Source organism: Streptomyces sp. NPDC029836 (assembly GCF_055574495.1).
Map to the genome: position 1 here is coordinate 57,990 of NZ_JBVHZI010000001.1, position 17,644 is coordinate 75,633.

Annotated in this window: 14 protein-coding genes and 1 pseudogene; 8 read left to right on the forward strand and 7 right to left on the reverse strand. The window is 71.2% G+C overall.

Annotated features, from left to right (window positions below; translation table 11 throughout):
• Positions 1 to 363: 363 nt before the first annotated feature.
• The 3 genes from ACZ4XJ_RS00320 to ACZ4XJ_RS00330 all read left to right on the forward strand — a co-directional run bounded on the left by ACZ4XJ_RS00320 (position 364) and on the right by ACZ4XJ_RS00330 (position 4,814).
• A complete protein-coding gene (locus ACZ4XJ_RS00320) occupies positions 364 to 900 on the forward strand; it encodes a hypothetical protein (protein WP_362881247.1) in 537 nt (178 codons plus the stop codon).
• Between the two features lie 362 nt (positions 901 to 1,262).
• Complete coding sequence (locus ACZ4XJ_RS00325) at positions 1,263 to 3,299, forward strand: ABC transporter ATP-binding protein (protein ID WP_468494751.1); 2,037 nt, start codon at positions 1,263 to 1,265, stop codon at positions 3,297 to 3,299.
• Positions 3,300 to 3,380: 81 nt separating this feature from the next.
• Positions 3,381 to 4,814 (forward strand): NUDIX hydrolase, encoded by a 1,434-nt coding sequence (locus ACZ4XJ_RS00330; protein ID WP_468495426.1) that lies wholly within the window; start codon positions 3,381 to 3,383, stop codon positions 4,812 to 4,814.
• Positions 4,815 to 4,914: 100 nt separating this feature from the next.
• Here ACZ4XJ_RS00330 and ACZ4XJ_RS00335 read toward each other — a convergent pair whose 3' ends face one another.
• Complete coding sequence (locus ACZ4XJ_RS00335) at positions 4,915 to 5,244, reverse strand: STAS domain-containing protein (protein WP_468494752.1); 330 nt, start codon at positions 5,242 to 5,244, stop codon at positions 4,915 to 4,917.
• 576 nt (positions 5,245 to 5,820) lie between these two features.
• Here ACZ4XJ_RS00335 and ACZ4XJ_RS00340 point away from each other — a divergent pair.
• Together ACZ4XJ_RS00340 and ACZ4XJ_RS00345 are read left to right on the forward strand one after the other, a co-directional pair.
• The gene (locus ACZ4XJ_RS00340) at positions 5,821 to 6,228 is read left to right on the forward strand and encodes an STAS domain-containing protein (RefSeq protein WP_468494753.1); all 408 of its coding nucleotides are present in this window, start codon (positions 5,821 to 5,823) and stop codon (positions 6,226 to 6,228) included.
• A complete protein-coding gene (locus ACZ4XJ_RS00345; protein ID WP_468494754.1) occupies positions 6,225 to 8,435 on the forward strand; it encodes a GAF domain-containing SpoIIE family protein phosphatase in 2,211 nt (736 codons plus the stop codon). The genes ACZ4XJ_RS00340 and ACZ4XJ_RS00345 overlap by 4 nt, the downstream gene beginning before the upstream one ends.
• Positions 8,436 to 8,541: 106 nt before the next feature.
• Here the strand turns inward: ACZ4XJ_RS00345 and ACZ4XJ_RS00350 are convergent, their stop codons facing one another.
• Entirely contained in the window at positions 8,542 to 9,447 is a 906-nt protein-coding gene (locus ACZ4XJ_RS00350; RefSeq protein ID WP_362881256.1) for a S41 family peptidase, read from the reverse strand.
• Positions 9,448 to 9,785: 338 nt separating this feature from the next.
• On the opposite strand from ACZ4XJ_RS00350, the gene ACZ4XJ_RS00355 reads away from it, so the two are divergent.
• Positions 9,786 to 9,944 carry a hypothetical protein gene (locus ACZ4XJ_RS00355; RefSeq protein WP_468494755.1) on the forward strand — a complete coding sequence of 53 codons (159 nt, stop codon included), beginning with the start codon at positions 9,786 to 9,788 and terminating at the stop codon, positions 9,942 to 9,944.
• 106 nt (positions 9,945 to 10,050) lie between these two features.
• Here ACZ4XJ_RS00355 and ACZ4XJ_RS00360 read toward each other — a convergent pair whose 3' ends face one another.
• Both ACZ4XJ_RS00360 and ACZ4XJ_RS00365 read right to left on the reverse strand, forming a co-directional pair.
• A complete protein-coding gene (locus ACZ4XJ_RS00360; RefSeq protein WP_362881259.1) occupies positions 10,051 to 10,626 on the reverse strand; it encodes a hypothetical protein in 576 nt (191 codons plus the stop codon).
• A 335-nt stretch (positions 10,627 to 10,961) separates the two neighbouring features.
• Positions 10,962 to 11,633, reverse strand: coding sequence for a class I SAM-dependent methyltransferase (locus ACZ4XJ_RS00365; RefSeq protein ID WP_468494756.1), 672 nt, complete (start codon positions 11,631 to 11,633; stop codon positions 10,962 to 10,964).
• 242 nt (positions 11,634 to 11,875) lie between these two features.
• On the opposite strand from ACZ4XJ_RS00365, the gene ACZ4XJ_RS00370 reads away from it, so the two are divergent.
• Positions 11,876 to 12,394, forward strand: a complete 519-nt coding sequence (locus ACZ4XJ_RS00370) for a hypothetical protein (RefSeq protein ID WP_468494757.1) — start codon at positions 11,876 to 11,878, stop codon at positions 12,392 to 12,394.
• A gap of 129 nt (positions 12,395 to 12,523) precedes the next feature.
• On the forward strand, positions 12,524 to 14,944 hold the full coding sequence (locus ACZ4XJ_RS00375; RefSeq protein ID WP_468494758.1) for a bifunctional serine/threonine-protein kinase/ABC transporter substrate-binding protein: 2,421 nt from the start codon (positions 12,524 to 12,526) through the stop codon (positions 14,942 to 14,944).
• Positions 14,945 to 14,979: 35 nt separating this feature from the next.
• On the opposite strand, the pseudogene ACZ4XJ_RS00380 reads toward ACZ4XJ_RS00375, so the two are convergent.
• From ACZ4XJ_RS00380 to ACZ4XJ_RS00390, 3 genes and pseudogenes are all read right to left on the reverse strand, one after another.
• A pseudogene (locus tag ACZ4XJ_RS00380) lies at positions 14,980 to 15,255 on the reverse strand (ankyrin repeat domain-containing protein); the annotation flags it as partial.
• 114 nt (positions 15,256 to 15,369) lie between these two features.
• Positions 15,370 to 16,050: an adenylate kinase gene (locus ACZ4XJ_RS00385; protein ID WP_468494759.1), complete on the reverse strand. Its 681-nt coding sequence runs from the start codon at positions 16,048 to 16,050 to the stop codon at positions 15,370 to 15,372.
• 324 nt (positions 16,051 to 16,374) lie between these two features.
• The gene (locus tag ACZ4XJ_RS00390; RefSeq protein ID WP_468494760.1) at positions 16,375 to 17,640 is read right to left on the reverse strand and encodes an ATP-grasp domain-containing protein; all 1,266 of its coding nucleotides are present in this window, start codon (positions 17,638 to 17,640) and stop codon (positions 16,375 to 16,377) included.
• Between the last annotated feature and the right edge of the window lie 4 nt (positions 17,641 to 17,644).

Genomic DNA, 17,644 nt, shown 5'->3' on the forward strand with positions numbered 1-17,644 from the left:
TCATCCGCTCGCCACCCCCGGTCGAGACGGACACGGGTGCCCTACCGGGAACACTGACCGCTCCAGCCTGGCCGCTGGTACGGGCGGCCGCAGGCGCCCGGGCCCGAACGAGTGACCGCAGCGGGTGGAGGTCTCCCGCCGGCGGACCGGCGATGTCGGGTGACACGGGTGCCCGAGCGCCCTCGGCGGCACTCTGCGGTTCCCCGACGCCGGACCCGGCGATCGCTCGTGTCCACCTGTTGATGGACAGTCGGTCCATCGGTCGGTTGTCCAGGTCCAGCTCTCCCGCTGCCTAGCGTGGGAGGGGAAGATCCGGGCGAGCCGCCAAGCGCCCCCGTACTCATCGAAACGAGGGGTTGTCCCATGAGCCCGTTCCTGACCGCATTGATCGCCAGCGGGGTGATCCTGATCATCATCCTGTCCACCGACCTGGGTACGCGCCGGATCACCAACATGAGGCTGCTGCGCTCGATCATCGCGATCGCGATCGTGATCGCGCTCTTCGTCCGCACGCTCCCCCTGAACGGAAACGACCCCTGGCTCCAGCTGGCCGGTATCGGTGCGGGAGTCGTCTGCGGCCTGATCGCCGCGATGCTGCTGCCCGCCCACCGAGGCTCCGACGGCGACGTCTACACCAGGGGTGGTATCGCCTATGCGATCGTCTGGACCTTGATGTCCGCGTCCCGCGTGGTGTTCGCCTACGGTTCCGAGCACTGGTTCCCCCAGGGCATCATCCGGTTCAGCATCGAGAACGAGCTGAGCGGACAGGACGTCTACTCGAACACCTTCGTGTTCATGGCCCTGGCCATGATCCTGACCCGCACCGCTGTGCTGCTCGTCAAGCGCCGCCGGTTGCGCGGCACCCAGGTCGCGGTGACCGACAGCGTCGTAGGCGCGTAGAACCGTTCGGCGGTGACGGGGGGCTGATCGCGGTCGTCACTTCGGTCGCGGTCGTCACTTCGGTCATGCCGACGCGGTCCTCAGCCGATACCGCCCGACACACCTTGTTCGCACATCGATTCGATGTATTCACTCATTCGTGGCCGTTACGGCCTCGGTCCTGAAGCGTTTCTAGAGCACCAGTGCCAACTCGCCACCCAGTTGGAGGATGCCGTGGACGCCAAGGGCACAGTCGGAAAGCAACCGTCCGGATTCGAACATTCGAGTACCGCCAGCTGCGGCCGGAACCCGTTCTTCGAAGGTCGCGCCGGCCTCCTTGGGGTCCGCCGCGACTCATCCATGGTGGAGCCGGAGTGCGGGGCATGAGCCGGCGGGAGGGCCTCGACGAGGGCGCCTCGACGGTGTCGGATTCGGAACGGTTGCTGTTCGGTGGGGAACTGGCGTACGACATCGGATGGGACCGGCACGAGGGCGCCTGGCTCAAGCTCAGCCTGTGGACCATGGCCAAGGGCTTACCCAGGATGGTCGCCACCGGGCTGAGGCTCGCTCGCCTCGCCGACGCCCGGGCGCTTCGGGTGGTTCTCACCGCCGAGCTCGGACGGGGGATCACGCAGGCGGCCGGGCTGGTCGCGGTCAACAGTGCCTTGAGCCACATCCTGGCCGACGGGGTCACGAAGGCGCGTCTGACCAGCGCGCTTCCGGCGCTCGCGGTCGTCGCGGTCGTGGCCCTGCTGGGGTCGCTGCTCGGCTCCGCGTCCACGGCCGCGATCGGCGAGCTGGAACCGAAGGTGCAAAGGGTCGCGACCGAGCAATATCTGGGGCTGGTGCACCGGGTGGAGCTCGCGGCCATAGAGGACGACGAGTTCCACCGGCTGCTGGACGCCGCCCGATACGGAGCCGACTCCGCCCGGCGGATGATCCGTTACTGCACGAACACGATGAACTCGGCCATCTCCCTGGTCGCGGCGGCAGGTGTCCTGACCGTGCTCCACGCCGGGCTGTTCCCCCTGCTCGTCCTGATGACCCTGCCGAGTGCCTGGAGGTCGCTGACGATCTCCAAACAGCGCTACATCTCCTTCCACACCTACGTCCAGCACGCCCGGGCCGGACATCTGCTGGGACAGTTGCTGACCCAGCGGGAGGCCGCCGCGGAGGTCCGGGTGCACGAGGTCGGCCCGTTCCTCCTCGGTCACTTCCACCAGATGGCCGAGACCAGCGAACGCGAACAGACCCGCCTGGCGCGCAGCGCCGCCAAGATCGGGCTGGTCGCCGACGGGGCATCCGGCGTCGCGACCCTCCTCACGTACGGCGTGCTGGGCCTGTTCCTGTGGAGCGGGCGCATGGACCTCGCGGTGGCAGGCACCGCTGTCCTCGCCATTCGTACAGGATCCTCCAGCCTGGACAGTCTCGTAGTGCAGATGGCCGACCTGCATCAGGAGTCGCTCTTCGTCGCCGACTTCGAGCGCCTGTGCGGGGAGGCCAAGGCCCGGGCGATCCCGGAGACCGGCGAGGACCTTCCGGAGCGGGTGACCGAAGTCCGTTTCGAGAAGGTCACGTTCACCTACCCGGGCAGCGCGGACGAGGTTCCGGAGCCGACGCTCAGGGAGGTGTCCCTGTCGTTCCCGATGGGCAAGGTCATCGCCCTGGTCGGCGCGAACGGCTCGGGCAAGTCCACGCTGGTCAAGCTCTTGGCCGGCCTCCATCTGCCCGACGGGGGCGGCGGCACGATCTGGTGGGACGGTGTCGATGCCGCCAAGGCCGACCGCCGGCAGATCTTCGCGCGAGTCGGCCTGATGTCACAGGCCTTCTTCCGCTGGCCGTTCACGGTGCGGGTCAACATCGGCATCGGACGTCCCACGGTCCCCATCGACGACCGGACCGTACGCGAGGCCGCGGTCTTCTCCGGCGCCGATCGCTTCATCGCCGGCCTGCGCCGGGACCTCGGAACGCTGCTCGGGCGCGGCTACAAGGGCGGACAGGAGGCATCGGGCGGTGAATGGCAGCTGATCGGGATCGCCCGCGCCTGGTACAAACGCGCCGGGATCCTGGTGGTCGACGAGCCGACGAGCGCCCTCGACGCGGCGGCTGAGCAGCGGGTCTTCGACCAGATCCGGGCACTTGCCGCAGCCGGCCAGACCGTCGTGCTGATCACCCACCGCCTGCACTCCGTGCGTCACGCGGACGTCATCCACGTCATGAAGGACGGTCGGCTCGCCGAGTCCGGGACGTTCTCCGAGCTCATGGACGAGAACACCGGCACGGGCGAGTTCCGGGACGCCTACCGGATCCAGGCCGCAGCGTTCGCCGACACACTCCCGGGTCCGCGCGCTGAATCGGCGCCCGCCGATGCGGAGGGGACGTCGTGCCGCGGATGCGGGCGCGATGGCGCCACCCGCTGACAACCCGTACACCCGCCTCCTCGGGAGATCACTTTGCCGCCCTCCACTTCCCACATCCGTGACCTGGTCAGCGCCTACCTGGTGCGACACCCCGCAGAAGCGGATCAACTGGCTTCGCTGACAAGGGCGCTGGAAGTTGACGGTCCGGCCGTTGGCCGGACCGCACCGGCGGTCCACGTCACTTGCAGCGCGGTCGTCATCGACCGCGTCAGGCGTGCCCTGCACATCGGTCACCGGGCCGGCGGCCAAGCCCCCGTACCCGGTGGACATGTCGAACAGGACGACGTGACCCTCCTCGACACGGCGTTGCGCCGGGTGTACGAGGAAGCCGGGATCCCGCCCGCCGCACTGTGCGCCACGGTCGAGTACGGGCACGAGCCCATCGACATCCACATCCACGACAGCGACGCCGATCCGGCCCTGGGAGAGCCGGCTCGTCGGCACTACGACTTCCGGTTCGTGTTCGGCCTGGTCGGCGGCGCCGCCGACCTCCTGCCGCTGCGCGAGGAAGTCTCCGGGGCGCACTGGCGCCCCTTCGGCGACGTGACCGCGCCGGCCCTGCGCGGCAAGCTCGTCGCCTCCGGTCTCGACGGCAGGATCGAGGCGGTGAACGCCGTCACGATGGTCCACGACGGCCGGGGCCGCTACCTCCTGCACCTGCGCGACGACGTTCCCGGAATCTGGGAGCCGGGCTCCTGGGCGCTGCTGGGCGGTGGCCGCGAGCCCGGCGACGTCTCGCTGGAGGCAACGGCCCGCCGTGAGCTGTGGGAGGAGGTCGGACTCGCCCTGTCGGTACTGGAGCCCGTCGCCGTGGAACACGCCACCGGGACCAACGGCATGACCGTGCCGGTCCAGGTCTTCTCCGGTCGGTGGACCGGTGACCCGGCCGGCCTCGACCTCCGTGAAGGGGTCATGGTCGCGTGGTTCCGACCCGAGACGATGCCCCGCCTCAGAATGCCCCCGTCCACGCGCGAACTCGTACGCCGGCATGCGGCCGTAGCGAGCTGCGGTACCCACCTCGATCCAGCGGCGGGGGCGGGGGCGGCGCAACGGTCCCGGTCGCGGGCAGGCAGCGGCAGCGTTCCGCACATCGTCGGCGTGCACCTCTACCTGCGGCGCGACGACGGCAGGGTCCTCCTCGGGCTCCGCCACCCCGACTCCGCGTTCGCCGCCTCCACCCATCACTTCCTCGCGGGTCACTGCGAGCAGGAGTCGGCGGTGAGCTGCCTGGTACGGGAGGCGGAGGAGGAAGCCGGGCTGCTGATCGACCCGGGCGACGTGGAGCTGGTCCACGTGGTGCACATGGTCGACGCGCCCGGAGCCACACCACGGATGGGGCTGGTCCTTCGCGCCCGGCGATGGGTGGGAACGCCCGAGTTCCGCGAGCCGGACCGCTGCACGTCCTGGGGCTGGTTCGACCCGGAACGACTTCCTGAGCCGGTGGTCCCCTACACCGCTGCCGCCATCGAAGGCATCCGGGCCGGCCGCGTCTACACCGAGCTGGGCTGGTCCTGACCCCCGACACAGAGGGACGACGTGCAGTGATCGATCCGGTCCAAGGGCCGTTCCGCAGGGGACCCGCCCCGGGCGGAACGGCCCCGGGCGTGCGCGCCGACTACACCGCGCGGGCGACGACGCCCTGACCGATGAGGGGGAACAGTTCCCTGACACCAGTGAGATCGAACAGTCGATCGAGCGCCTGCGGGACGTGGCCCACCAAGTACAGGCGGCCGGTGCGCTGCATGAAGAGCAGTTCACTGAGCATCGAGGAGTCGGCGTGCGTGACGCCGGTGAGGTCCAGGGCGATCTGTCGGACGGTGGGATCCGCCGCGGCAGCGGCGCCCGCGTCGCGGAGGAGGCCGAGTGTTTCGTACTCGAACACGCCTGTGCACACGATGAGCCGCACGCCATCGGCGTCCGGTGCCACCTCTACCTCTTGACCCACCGAGCCCCTCCGTCCGTCAGCCGGTGGCACGATACCCCCGGCACGCCTCTCGTGCCCGCGTCCAGTTGGCATAACCGCCGATAAGGGGTCACGGCAAGCGTTCGACTCCGCGAGCGCCGTCCGCGCGGAGCCCGGAACACGTGACCGGACCCCACTCCCCTCCGTCAACGACCACCCCGTTCAGCGGATACGCCCCGCTCGCCTCCCCGGCTCCGGGCGTGGACGCGGCGGACACCCGGTCGCCGCCGGGTTCCGATCGCTGGGCCGGGCACTCGCCGTGGATGGGTTTGCGGGCGCTGATCAGGAGCAGGAGAGCGTCACGACCAAACCGGTACGACACGAGGAGGTCCGCGATGTCGGGCACGGAGAAGAGCAAGGCGCACGCCGAGCAGGCCAAGGACGTCTTCCGTCGCTAGCCGGCCGGGCGGGTTTCACTTGCCGCCATACCGTGGGGCCCCGACCACCGCGCGTGCGTCGGGGCCCGGCCGTGCCCGGGCCGGCGGCTGGGGTGGCGAGCGGCGCGGCGCCGGCGCCGTGAGAGCATCCGTGGCGGGACTGCGGACGAGGGAGCTGAGCGTGTTCACGGTGGAGGTCGGGCGGCACGCCCGGGGGGTGGTGTTCACGCTGCGCGGCGACCTCGACTTCGACAGCGTGGTGCAGCTGCGCGAGGCGGGCGACGAGGAGCTGGCCGGTGGGCCGGAGGCCGGTCCGCTGGTGGCCGACTGTTCGGCCCTGGCGTTCTGCGACTCCTCCGGCATCGGTGAATTGGTACGGCTGCACCAGCAACTGGCCTCGCGCGGGCGGGCGTTTCGGCTCGCCCGCGTCCCCGACCGGGTCGTCCGGCTCTTCGCACTGACCGGCCTGGACCAGCTCTTCCCTCCGTACGACGACGTGACCCAGGCCCTGTCCGCAGGCCCGGGCAGGCGGGACACCAGGACCGGCGTCCACGTCCGGGCACTGCCGAGCAGAGGACCGAACACATGACAGGCGCAGCGAGCCAGTACTTCCCCGAGGGCTCCGGGACGCCGGCGGAGGCGAGCGGTCGGCACGGATCGGACAGCGATCTGCGGGCGCTCTTCGGAGAGTCACTGGCCGTGTTCGCCTCCCTCGCCGGCCCGGCGCACATGCTGGAGGCGGCGAACGCCGCGTTCTTCGAGGCGATCGGCGGCATCGGCCGCACCCGTACCGGGGTGCCGTTGGGGCAGTTGATGCCCGAGCTGGTCGGCCAGGGCTTCATCGCCCTCCTGGACCGCGTGTACCGCACCGGGCAGGCCCACACCGGCCGCGATGCCCGGGTGATGCTGGGTGAAGGGGTCGAGGCGCGGGAGGCGTTCTTCGACTTCACCTACGAGCCGCGACTGGATCCCGGCGGCAACACGATGGGCGTGCGGATCATCGGCGTGGAGATCACCCAGGTCAAGCAGGCCCAACGGCTGACCGCCGAACACCGCGTCCTGCTGGAACAGATCGCCCGGCAGGCCCCGCTGCCCGACGTACTCGAAGGCATGGCCGGCGCCATCGAGGAGCTGACGCCGGAGGAAGTGCTGGTTTCCGTACTCCTGGCCGATGCCGACGGGCGGCACCTTCGCCACGGCGCCGCTCCCAGCCTGCCCGACTTCTACAACCGGGCCATCGACGGGATCGCCACCGGCGAGGGCGTCGGCTCCTGCGGCACCGCGGCCCACCGCAGGCAGAGCGTGATCGTCTCCGACATCGCCACCGACCCCTTCTGGGACGACTTCCGCGCCCTCGCCGAGAAGGCGGGCGTGGCCGCCTGCTGGTCCACGCCGATCCTGGCCCGCGACGGATCACTGCTGGGCACGTTCGCGATGTACCACCGTGAACCCCGCGCTCCGCAGGAAGCCGACCTGGCACTGGCCCGGGTCTTCGCCGATACCGCGGCGCTGGCCATCGAGCGCCATCATGCCGAACGGGCCCGCCGGGCCGCCGAAGCCCGGGAGAAGGCGGCACGCGACGACCTCGCCTTCCTGCTGCGGGCCAGCAACGTTTTGACGACCGACCTGGACGCCGTCCAGACCTTGCAGCGCCTGGCCGACTCCTGCGCACCGCAGCTGGCTCCCTTGTGCGCGGTCGACGTCGTGGAGGGCGGACGGGTCCGCCGGCTGGCCTGCGCCGCGCCCACCCAGCGGCAACAGGAGCTGTTGTCCGCCTTCGTCCCTGCCCGTGAGGCCGTCGATGACGTCGTGGCCCGCGTCCTGGCCTCCGGCACCAGCGAGGTCGTACGCCGTCCCCCCGCCGGCCCGGGTCCGTGGCGCGAGCTCGGTGTCACCGGCTACCTGTGCGTCCCGCTCATGGACCGGGGCGCGGCCTTCGGCGCCGTGACCCTGCTGTCGAGCGGGGACCAGGCGTTCCACGGGCATACCGTCGCCCTCGCCGAGGAACTGGCCCGGCGTGCGGCCCTGGCCGCCCGCAATGCCCGTGACTACACCCACCGCGTCACCCTGGCCCGGGATCTGCAGGCCGGACTGCTCCTGCCCGACGTACCGGCCGTACCCGGCGCCGACGTCGCCACCTACTACCACCCGGCCGGCGAGGGCCTGGACATCGGCGGGGACTTCTACGACGTCTTCCCGCTCGACGACGGGCGCTGGGCCTTCATGCTCGGCGATGTCTGCGGGCGCGGCGCCACCGCCGCCACCACCACCGCCCTGGTGCGCCACACCGCCCGCGCCGTCGCCCCCCTCCTGCCGGGCCCGGGCGCGGTCGTCCACGCCATCAACCGCGCTCTCGTCAAGCGGCCCGACAGCCACGGCACGGGCTTCGTCACCCTCGTCTACGGGCAGCTCACCCCCACCGGGGAAGGCCTCGACATCGAACTGGTACGCGCCGGCCACACCCACCCGATACATCTCGACACCGACCGCGCGGCGCACTCCGTCGAAGCGCCGGGTTCCCTCCTGGGCATCTCCGCTGATCCCGAAGTGACGGCGCACCGTCTGCGCCTGCTCCCCCGCGAAAGCCTGCTGCTCTACACCGACGGCATCACCGAGGCCCGCAACGGCGCCGGTGAGCTGTTCGGGGACGATCGCCTGGCCGGGGCACTCAGCGACATGCGAAGCGACCCCAGCGCACAGCACACCATCGAGACCGTCATCGGAGCCCTCCGCGTCTTCACCGGCGGCCAGGAGATCGACGACGACCAGGCCGTCCTCGTCCTGACCGCGACCTGACGGCGACCTGACCGGCGACGCTCCCGTCGCCACCGCCTTGCCGGCCCGACCCGCCGGGGGCCCAGGGAGGTGCGAAGGCCCTGCTCAAGCCACCCGGCGCCGGTGGTCAGCCGGCCAGGCGGGCGAGGGCCAGCGCGTGGGCCTCGGTGAGGGAGTCAGCGGCGGCGCAGGGGACGTCCGGCTGCACGCCCGTGCCCTCCCAGTTGGTGTGGGAGACGGGGTTGACGGCGCGGCCGACGGGGACGGTGGCTTCCAGGTGCGGGTGCACCGTCCAGCCCTGGCACGGATGGGCGCCGCCGCGGGTGCGCTCGCCGACGACCACGGCGCGGCCCAACTGCTGGAGGTCGTACGCCAGCTCTTCGGCGGCGGAGAAGGTGCTCTCGCTGCACAGCACGTACAACGGCTTGCTGCCACCGAAGCGCGCGCCGGGCACGTGCGGCGGGCTCCAGGACTGTTCGCTGCGCCGGTCCCCCTGCCAGTGCATGGTGTTGAGGTGGGTGCGTTCGTCGAGGAGGTAGCCGCAGACGAAGGCGACCGTGTCCGGGTCGCCGCCCCGGTTGGCGCGCAGGTCGATGATGAGCGCCGCGGCGCGGGAGGCCAGGGTGAGCACGGCGCCCAGCGGTTCGGCCGCCCACTCCAGGGGGAACAGCATCGGTGCCAGCTCCACCACGGCCACCCCGCCGTCGAGCAGCTCCACCCGGGGCACACCGCCCAGCGAGGTGTCGAAGTCCCGGCGCATGGCGTCCAGACTCGCCGCCCCCCGCTTCGGGGGGACCTGGTCGACGTGGTGCTTCAGCCTCAGGTGTTTGTCGCCGTTGAGGGACTGCAGATCCGTGGTGACCAACCGGGCGAGTTCCTCGGCGTCGTCCACGTCATAACTGCCCTCGGCGAGGCGTCGTCGCAGCAGGTCGGCGAGCTCCTGGGCTATTTCGGGGAAGACGTAGTGTTCGGTCAGGAGCCGGACCGTCTCGTCGATGATCGGGGCCGGCGCAAGCATGGTCGAAGTCGTCATGGCAGGGAGTAGAGCACTGCGTTCGCGCGAGCGTCAAAGACTTTGGCCGCTTTGGGCAAACATGATCAACTTCGCTCCTCAGCGCCCTTGGCAGTTCCTCGCAGAGGCGGCGGGGGCACTCCGGTCGCCTCCGCCGCCGGCGCCCCGCCGTGGTGGTGCGTTCGGTCGGTGCGGTCGCGTTCGAGTCCCGTCGGCGGCGCGGAGGAAAATGGGTCGCGTGGACGGGGCCGAAGGCGCGAGATTGCCCGGATGCCACAGACCAGCGGTCGTACGGTCAGCGTTCATCTCACCCACGGTGGCGAGTACTTCGGCCTGCTGGGTCCGTATGGCGGGAGTCGGTGCCCGGGTCGGCGCCGGAACGGTCGCTGACGCTGGTCGAACCGCTGTTCCACCTCGTGGACCACATCGAGACGAGCGAGCGGTCGTACCACGAGGGCGACCCCGTCACCGAGATCCGCAAGGCGCTCGCCTGTGCGAGCCGGGAGCGTGTCGGGTGATCGTCGGTGATCCTGCGTACCGCCGACCGTGACCCTGCGAACCGGGGCGGACCTGCCCGGACCTCGTCCGCAGGGTCGGGCCGTCCGAGGGGCGCTTCGTGTTGATCTAGTCGGTGCAGTAGCGCTTGATCGCCGCGTTGAAGGCGGAGTCGAAGGCGGCGTCGTGCGCTTCCTTCGCCGCCTTCTGGGAGGCCGCGTCGGGGACGAGACCCTGGGCGAGCGGCTTGGGCTTCGGCTTCGCGTCGCAGTTGCCGGCCTGGGCCAGCTCCTTGCCGATGGTGAAGCCTTCCGTGGCCCCGGCCTTGCGTGCCGCGTCGACGGCGTTCTTGTTGACGGCGTCCTGGGCCGCTTGGCCGCCCAGGCAGGTGGCGTTCAAACCGCCGCCGGCAGCCGTGTACTTCCCGTTCGGTTGGTCGGCGACGGAGAACTTTCCGTCCTCGCCGACGGTCACGAGCACTCCACCGGTACCGTCCGTCTGGTCGACGGTGACCTTGGTCCCCTTGTTGAAGCCTTCGCCGGTCACGATCGACTTGGTCGCGTCGCCCGGCTTGGCTTCGACGAAGCACTGTGCGGCCGGCAGCGCCGACGGTGTGGCCGCCGACGCGGCGGCCACAGCCGGACCAAGGGCCAGCGAACAGGCCATTACGGGTGCACTCAGAATGACAGCAGTGCGCTTGTTCATTTCCAGCTTCCTCACGCCTGTGGTGGGCTGAGGTGCGGGTCACGACGGAATCGGACGCTCCGCATTGCGACAGGGGACGACGTGTGCCACCGAACTGCCGGTGTGCCGGGACGCTTCCAACGCAACCGATTCACCCCAGAAGGAGTCCGTCTTTCCCATTGTCCCCCGCCCGCCCGGAGCCGGCGACCGGGTGTGGCGGGGCCCGTGTCGGCCGGGCGTGAGGCGATGGACGCCACGCCGTACCGAGGACCACGACCGGCCGCGTTGTCGGCGGGTACCACCACCCTCACGGCCGTCGAACCCGGAGCCGGATGACGCTGCCGGAGCCGCCGGCGTCAGTGGCCGGTGCGGCGGGCGAGCAGGACCGAGTCCTCGGCTTCGATCGGGCCGCTGTCCCGCTTGAGGGTGCGGGCGAGCTGTTCCACGACGACGGGCTCGAAGCCGTCGGGCAGGCCGGGGAGGAGGTCCGCCGCCAGGAACATCGCCGTACGGTGGCTCGCGGAGAGGTGCGAGAACACGTGGGACGGCGCGTGCCCGACGATCAGGAGCAGGCCACCGGGGGCGACGGCCGTCGCGAGCCGGCGGGTCACCTCGACCATGCCTCCGTCGGGGGCGTGCAGGTAGTGGCTGGTCACCAGGTCGTAGGAACGGCCACCGGCGTCGAAGGTCCGGGCATCCACCTGCCACCAGTCGACGCGGTCGGCCACGCCGGCCTGCTCGGTGTGGCGGGCGGCGCGGGCGAGGCCTTCGGCGGAGAAGTCGGCCCCCGTCACGCGCCAGCCTTGGCCCGCCAGCCAGACGACGTCACCGCCCTCACCGCATCCGACGTCGAGCGCGGTCCCCGGCGTCCGACGGGCGGCGGCGGCGACCAGCTGCGGGTTGGGCTCACCGCTCCAGAACCGTTCCTGTCCCGCGTACCGCTCGTCCCAGCCCGCCGGCTCGAACATCGTGTCCGCCGCCTCCTCGTCGTGCCCGCCGTCTCGGCCGTGCCCGTCGTTTTCCGTCACCGGAATCCTCCTGTTGCTCGTCGTGTCGTGCCGAAGCACGAAACGTCCGTCCGACCCGTCCCGGGAGGGGAGGGCGCGCCGTCGATGATGCGTCGGACCGTGCCGGGGGCCTACGGAAGTTGCCGGAACGGCAACATCACCGTCCCGGCGACCGCAGGAAGAGTGGTTCGTGGCGTGACCGCCACGTCCGGGACGCCGGAGCGCGGTCCCGGCCGGTGCCTCGTCTCGCATACCGTCGCTCCATGACCAATGAAGGCGTAGTCGTGGACGAGGCGATCCGTGCGGCGTGGGACTCGTACCGTGTCCTGGAGAAGCGGACACCGGCCGAGGAGCGTCAGGAGGCGCGGCGGCGGATCGGGGCCGCTGTGGAGGCGTACGGGCGCGAGGAGGTGTCCCGGGGCACGGTCTTCCTGGTGGGCGTGCTGACCGGGTACCTGATCGCCGAACAAGCCGGTGGCGAGAACCGGTTGGATCCTCTCAGCGATCTGATCCCCGCCGTGATCCGGAGACTTCCCGCTTTCGAGACGGCGGACCCGGCTCAGGTGCCGATGGTCACCGGTGTCCTCATGGCCGCCGCGATGGGCATGGACACCGTGGCGTGGCGCGACGGGTACGGGCCGGTTCCGCCGGAGGAGGCTCTGGTGCACGGCCTCGTGCTGTGGACGCTAGCCGACCTGTTCGATTCCCTGATCGGCCGGCCCGGAGCCATCGACCGGATGATGCGGGAGACCTTCGACGCCATGGCCGCCGAACACCGCTGACGTCGGGCGACGCCGCGGGTCGCCCCCATCCGGCGCGCTGGGCCCGTACTGGGCGTCCACGTCGTCGGGTGCCTGATCAAGCCACTTCTTTCGTCACCCGACCGGCTCATCAGGACCTAGAGTGTGCGCGTGACCGAGCAGAATTCCGAACTCATCGCCGGCCGGTACCAGCTCGTCGAACGCATCGGCCAGGGCGGTATGGGCCGGGTGTGGCGTGGCCTTGACCAGCAGCTCTTCGACCGTGAGGTCGCCGTCAAGGAAATCCTCTTCCCCCCGGGGATGGACGACGGCGACCGCGCCGCGTTGTTGAGGCGGTTCACCGGCGAGGCGCGGGCAGCGGTCACTCTCAGCCACCCCGGGATCATCACCATCCACGATGTCGTGGAGCATCACGGATCCCCCGTCATCGTCATGGAGTTGATCCGCGGGGAATCCCTCGCCGCGGCCCTGCGCGGCCGGGGCCGACTGCCCGTGCAGCGGGTGGCCGAGATCGGCGCGGCCGTGCTCGACGCGCTCACCGAGGCGCACGCGGCACGGATCATCCACCGCGACATCAAGCCGGACAACGTGCTCCTGGCCAAGGACCGCGTCGTCCTCACCGATTTCGGCATCGCCCACCTCGCCGACGCCACGACCAAGCTGAGCCACAGCGGGATCGTCATCGGAACGCCCCAGTACATGCCTCCGGAGCAGTTGGAGGGCAAGCGTCCGACCCCGGCCAACGACCTGTGGGCGCTCGGCGCCACGCTCTACCACGCGGTCGAGGGGCACCCGCCGTTCGCCGCGGAGGGGCTGCACGCCCTCGCGGTGGCCGTCTTCACCCGCCCCCACCAGCCGCCGGTCCACGCGGGACCGCTGGCGCCCCTGCTGGACGCGCTCCTCACCAAGGATCCGGCGGAACGCGTGGGCGCGGCGGAGGCGGCGCGGATGCTGGCATCGGTGCTGCGGGCCTCCGGGCCGACGGTGACTCCCCCTCCGGCCCCGGACGGTTCGGCGGGGACCGGTTCCGCTCCGGTCCCGGACGGTTCGGCGGGGTCCGACTCCGTTCCGAGCGCGCCGGAGGAGGCGCCGCCGGGAACCCCCGCGCCCCGGACCGCCACGGTCCTGGATGCCGGTTCCGCCGCGGACGCGCCGCGGCGTCCCGTGCCGGACCGGCCGTCCGAGCCTCCCGTACCCGCGCCGGACCGGCCGTCCGACCCTCGCGTACCCGTACCTCCGGCAGGCGATCCCGTCACGCTCGGAATGCCGGCCACGAAGCTGGGCACCGGCAGCCGTACGTCCGCCCGCCGGGGCGCACTCACCCGGCGCTCGGTGGTGTTGGGCGCGGCGTTGGCCACCCTCGCCGCCGGTTCCGTTCTGACCTGGACGCTCACCGGGGACGAGGACGCGCCCGGCGGAGGCGGGGCGGCCGGCGACGGCAAGGCGGAGTCTTCCGTCACGGTGGTGATCGGCGTGGACGCACCGCTCAGCGGCGGGATGTCCGCGATGGGGGTCGGCATCAAGAACTCCGCCGACCTCGCGGTCAGGACCGCGAACGAAACCCGACACGTCCCCGGCGTGACCTTCGAGATCAAGGCCCTGGACGATGTGGCCGACCCCGCCCGGGGCGAAGCGAACGCGGCCCGGTTCGTCTCGGACGAGAAGGTGCTCGGCGTCGTCGGCCCCTTCAACTCGGGCGTCGCCCAGACCCTGGTGCCGCCGTTGGCGCGGGCGGGCATGGCCGTCGTCTCCCCGTCCAACACCAACCCCGTGCTGACGCTGGGCCCCCACTGGGCCGCGGGTACCACGTCCCGCCCCTACTCCACGTACTTCCGCACCGTCACGACGGACATCGACCAGGGGCCGATGGCCGCCCAGTACCTGCACGGCAAGGCGAAGAAGACCAAGGTCTACGTGGTGGACGACACGAGCGCCCACGGCACCACCCTCACCAAGGGTTTCACCACCGAGTTCACGAAGCTCGGCGGGACCGTCGTCGGTACCGAGCAGGTGCATCCCGCGGAACTCACCTTCGCGGGGCTTGCCGCGCGGGCGCGGTCCTCGGGGGCCGACGCCGTCTACTTCGGCGGCTACTACGACACCGCGGGACGGCTCTCCCAGCAGCTCAAGCAGGCGGGGGTGACCGTGCCCCTGATGGGCGGCGACGGCATCTTCGACCAGCAGTACCTGACGGCGAACCCGAAGGCGGAGGGCGACCTCGCGACCAACATCGGCGCACCCGCCGAGGAATCGGCGGCGGGGCAGGACTTCCTGGCCCGATACCGGAACGCGGGCTACCCGGAGGCCGCCGGCTGGTACGGCCCCTACGCCTACGACGCGACGTGGAGCCTGATCGAGGCGGTGAAGGCCGTCGCGGCGGCCAACGGCGGCGCCCTCCCCTCCGACAGCCGGGCGAAACTGCCGCAAGCCGTGGCCCGACAGTCCTTCGACGGTGTCACGGGCCGCGTCGCCTTCGACGGGAACGGCGACACGGTCAACCGCGGGCTCACCGTGTACGCGGTGCAGGGCGGCGCCTGGGCGATGATGACGAGCGGGCCCGCTCCCCGTTGAGGCTCTCCGCCGGTACCGCAGGTCGGCGCGCCGGCGTCGAGCAACGCTTGCACCACGGCGAGGTGACCTCGGCGTACCGCGTCGAGCAGCGGAGTCAGCTCGTTGTACTCACCCGTCCACCGGTGCGGATCGGCCCCGGCGGCAGGGAGCAGGTTCACGACCTCCAGGTGCCCCGCCCGTACCGCCAGTTCAAGCGCGGTACGCCGATCCGTGTGCGGATCGTCCGCGTCGGCACCCGCGTCCAGCAGCCGTGCCACCGCCTGCGCGTCGCCGTCCTCGGCGGCCTGTGTCAGCTGCTTTGGCATGTCCATGACCTGATCATGCCCGGCCGTCCGGTTCCTCGGCTTCCTCCACCGCACGGCGGACGTCGGAGGTCGACCGACGTCCGCCGTGGGTGGCGGGCCCTCGCCCGTTCCCCGGGCAGGTCAGTGGCTCGCGACACCTGCGACGTCGACCCGGCTGCGGCCGATCGCGGCCAGCCCGCGGGCGAGGACCTCCTCGACCGGGCCGAGGGCGGAGAGGGTGGTCACCAATCCCCGGTCCCGGTAGTGGTCGAGGACCGGCGCCGTCTCGCGGTGATGAACCGCCAGCCGCCTACGCACAGTCGCCTCGCCGTCGTCCTCCCGCTGGTACAGCTCGCCCCCGCAGACGGTGCAGGTTCCCGCCACCTGGGGTGGGCTGTGTTCGACGTGGAAGACGTGTCCGCGGTCCTGACGGCACACCCGGCGTCCGGCGATCCGGCCCACCACCTCCGCGTCGGGAATCTCCAGGTCGAGCACGGCGTCCAGGCGCGACCCCGAGGCGGCCAGGATGCCGTCCAACTCGTGCGCCTGGGCGCGATTGCGCGGAAAACCGTCCAGCAGGAACCCGCGCTCGGTGTCCGGGCGGGCGAGACGCTCGTCGAGCAGCTCGATCGTCACCTCGTCCGGTACCAGCAGGCCCGCGCGCATGTGCGTGCCGACGAGCTGCCCGAGTTCGGTTCCCCGGTCCATGTGCTCGCGGAACAGGTCACCGGTGGAGATGTGCGGGATCGACAGGTGGGCGGCGAGGCGCACCGCTTGCGTGCCCTTGCCGGCACCGGGCGGACCGATCAGGAGGAGGCGCATCGATGTGGTGTCCCTTCGTCGTGCGTGACCGGGGTCGGTCGCAGAATGGGGTGTGGCCGGCCTCGTGGCCGCGAACGGCAGCGCCGCAGAACAAGCATCACCGATCCCGCTGGAGATCCGGTGCGGCGGAAGTCGAGGGCGCGACCCCGTTGCGCGGACCACGGGAACGCCGGCTCGCCGTTCAGCGGTGGGGCGCCATCCTGACCGTCACACCGTCCGCGGGAGACCGTCCCACGGAGCCCCCGAGGCCCGTCGGGTGTCCAGCGGGGCCAGCAGGAACCATGACCGGAACGTTCATCCGCGCACCGGCGGCACAGTACGTCGCTACACCGTGTCGGTGTTCCGCGCCCCGGACCGGATGCGGAACTCCAGGCCCTCGACCGCTTCCCGGGCCGCCCTGACCGCTTCCTCCTCGGTGGCCCCCAGGGCGCGGGCGTAGGCCACCCGCGACAGCGAGCTCTCCAGTTCCCCCACCCGTGCGCCGGGCGAGACCATCGCGTCCACCTCCGTCACGTGGGGGAGCGCTCGGGCCCGCTCCAGGCCGAGGATCTCCTCCAGCGTGCCGCGGGACTCCACCGAGGCGAACCAGATCGCGGAACTACGGACCTCCTCCACCGGTTTCGCGAGCTGCGCGCGGATCCCCGGCAGCACCGCTTCGCCGAGCGTCTGGCGTGCCGTGCAGTCGTCCGTGTCCACCCCGGTCGCTTCCAGGGTCAGCGTCGGGATCATGTCGCCGCCCATGCGGACGTGCGTCTCGATCAGCCGCGGTCCCTTGGGGGTGAGGACGACCTCCGTGTGCGTCGGCCCGAACCCCACGTCGAGTGCGTCCAGCACCGAGAACACGTACGCCTCGATGACCGCGACGTCGTCCCGGGGCAGCGACGCCGGGCAGACGTGGCCGAGTTCGACGAAGGTCCGCGGATCCGAGTACTTGCGCGTGACGGCCACCAGGACGTGTTCGCCCGCCTCGGAGAACGCCTCGACGCTGAACTGCGGTCCCTCCAGGAACTCCTCGACCAGGACGCCCGTGTTGGTCAGGCCGAGGTGGTTGCCGAGGGCGCGCTCGAAGGCCTCGTCCAGCCCGGTCCCGTCCGTCACCTTCGTGACGCCCGCGCTGCCCGCGCTGGAGATCGGTTTGACCACGCACGGGGTGCCGTACACCTCCACGAAGGAGCGCAGTTCGTCCGGATCGGCCACCCGCGCGCACGCGGTGGTGTCGATGCCCGCCTCGCGCAGCCGCTCCCGCATCGCGTGCTTGTCGTGCACCACTGCCACCGTCCGGGCGGTGTGGCCGCCCAGGCCGAGGGCGTCGGAGATCGCCGCGTAGCGGTCCTGGTCGCGTTCCCCGAAGGTACCGATGCGGGTGAACGGGTCGTGGGCGTGCGCGGCGGCGGCGACGTCGATCCATTCCTGATCGGGGGCGTCACCGCGCAGGCACAGGACCCGTGCGTTGTCCCCCGGTCGGCGGATCTTGGCGATCGAGCCCAGCTGACAGATGACCGTGGTCCTGGCACCCGGGCGGGCGTCGCGGATGCGGGCGGGGAAGTCGCGGCCCGCGCCGACGACCAGTACGTGTTCGGACGAAGACATGAGG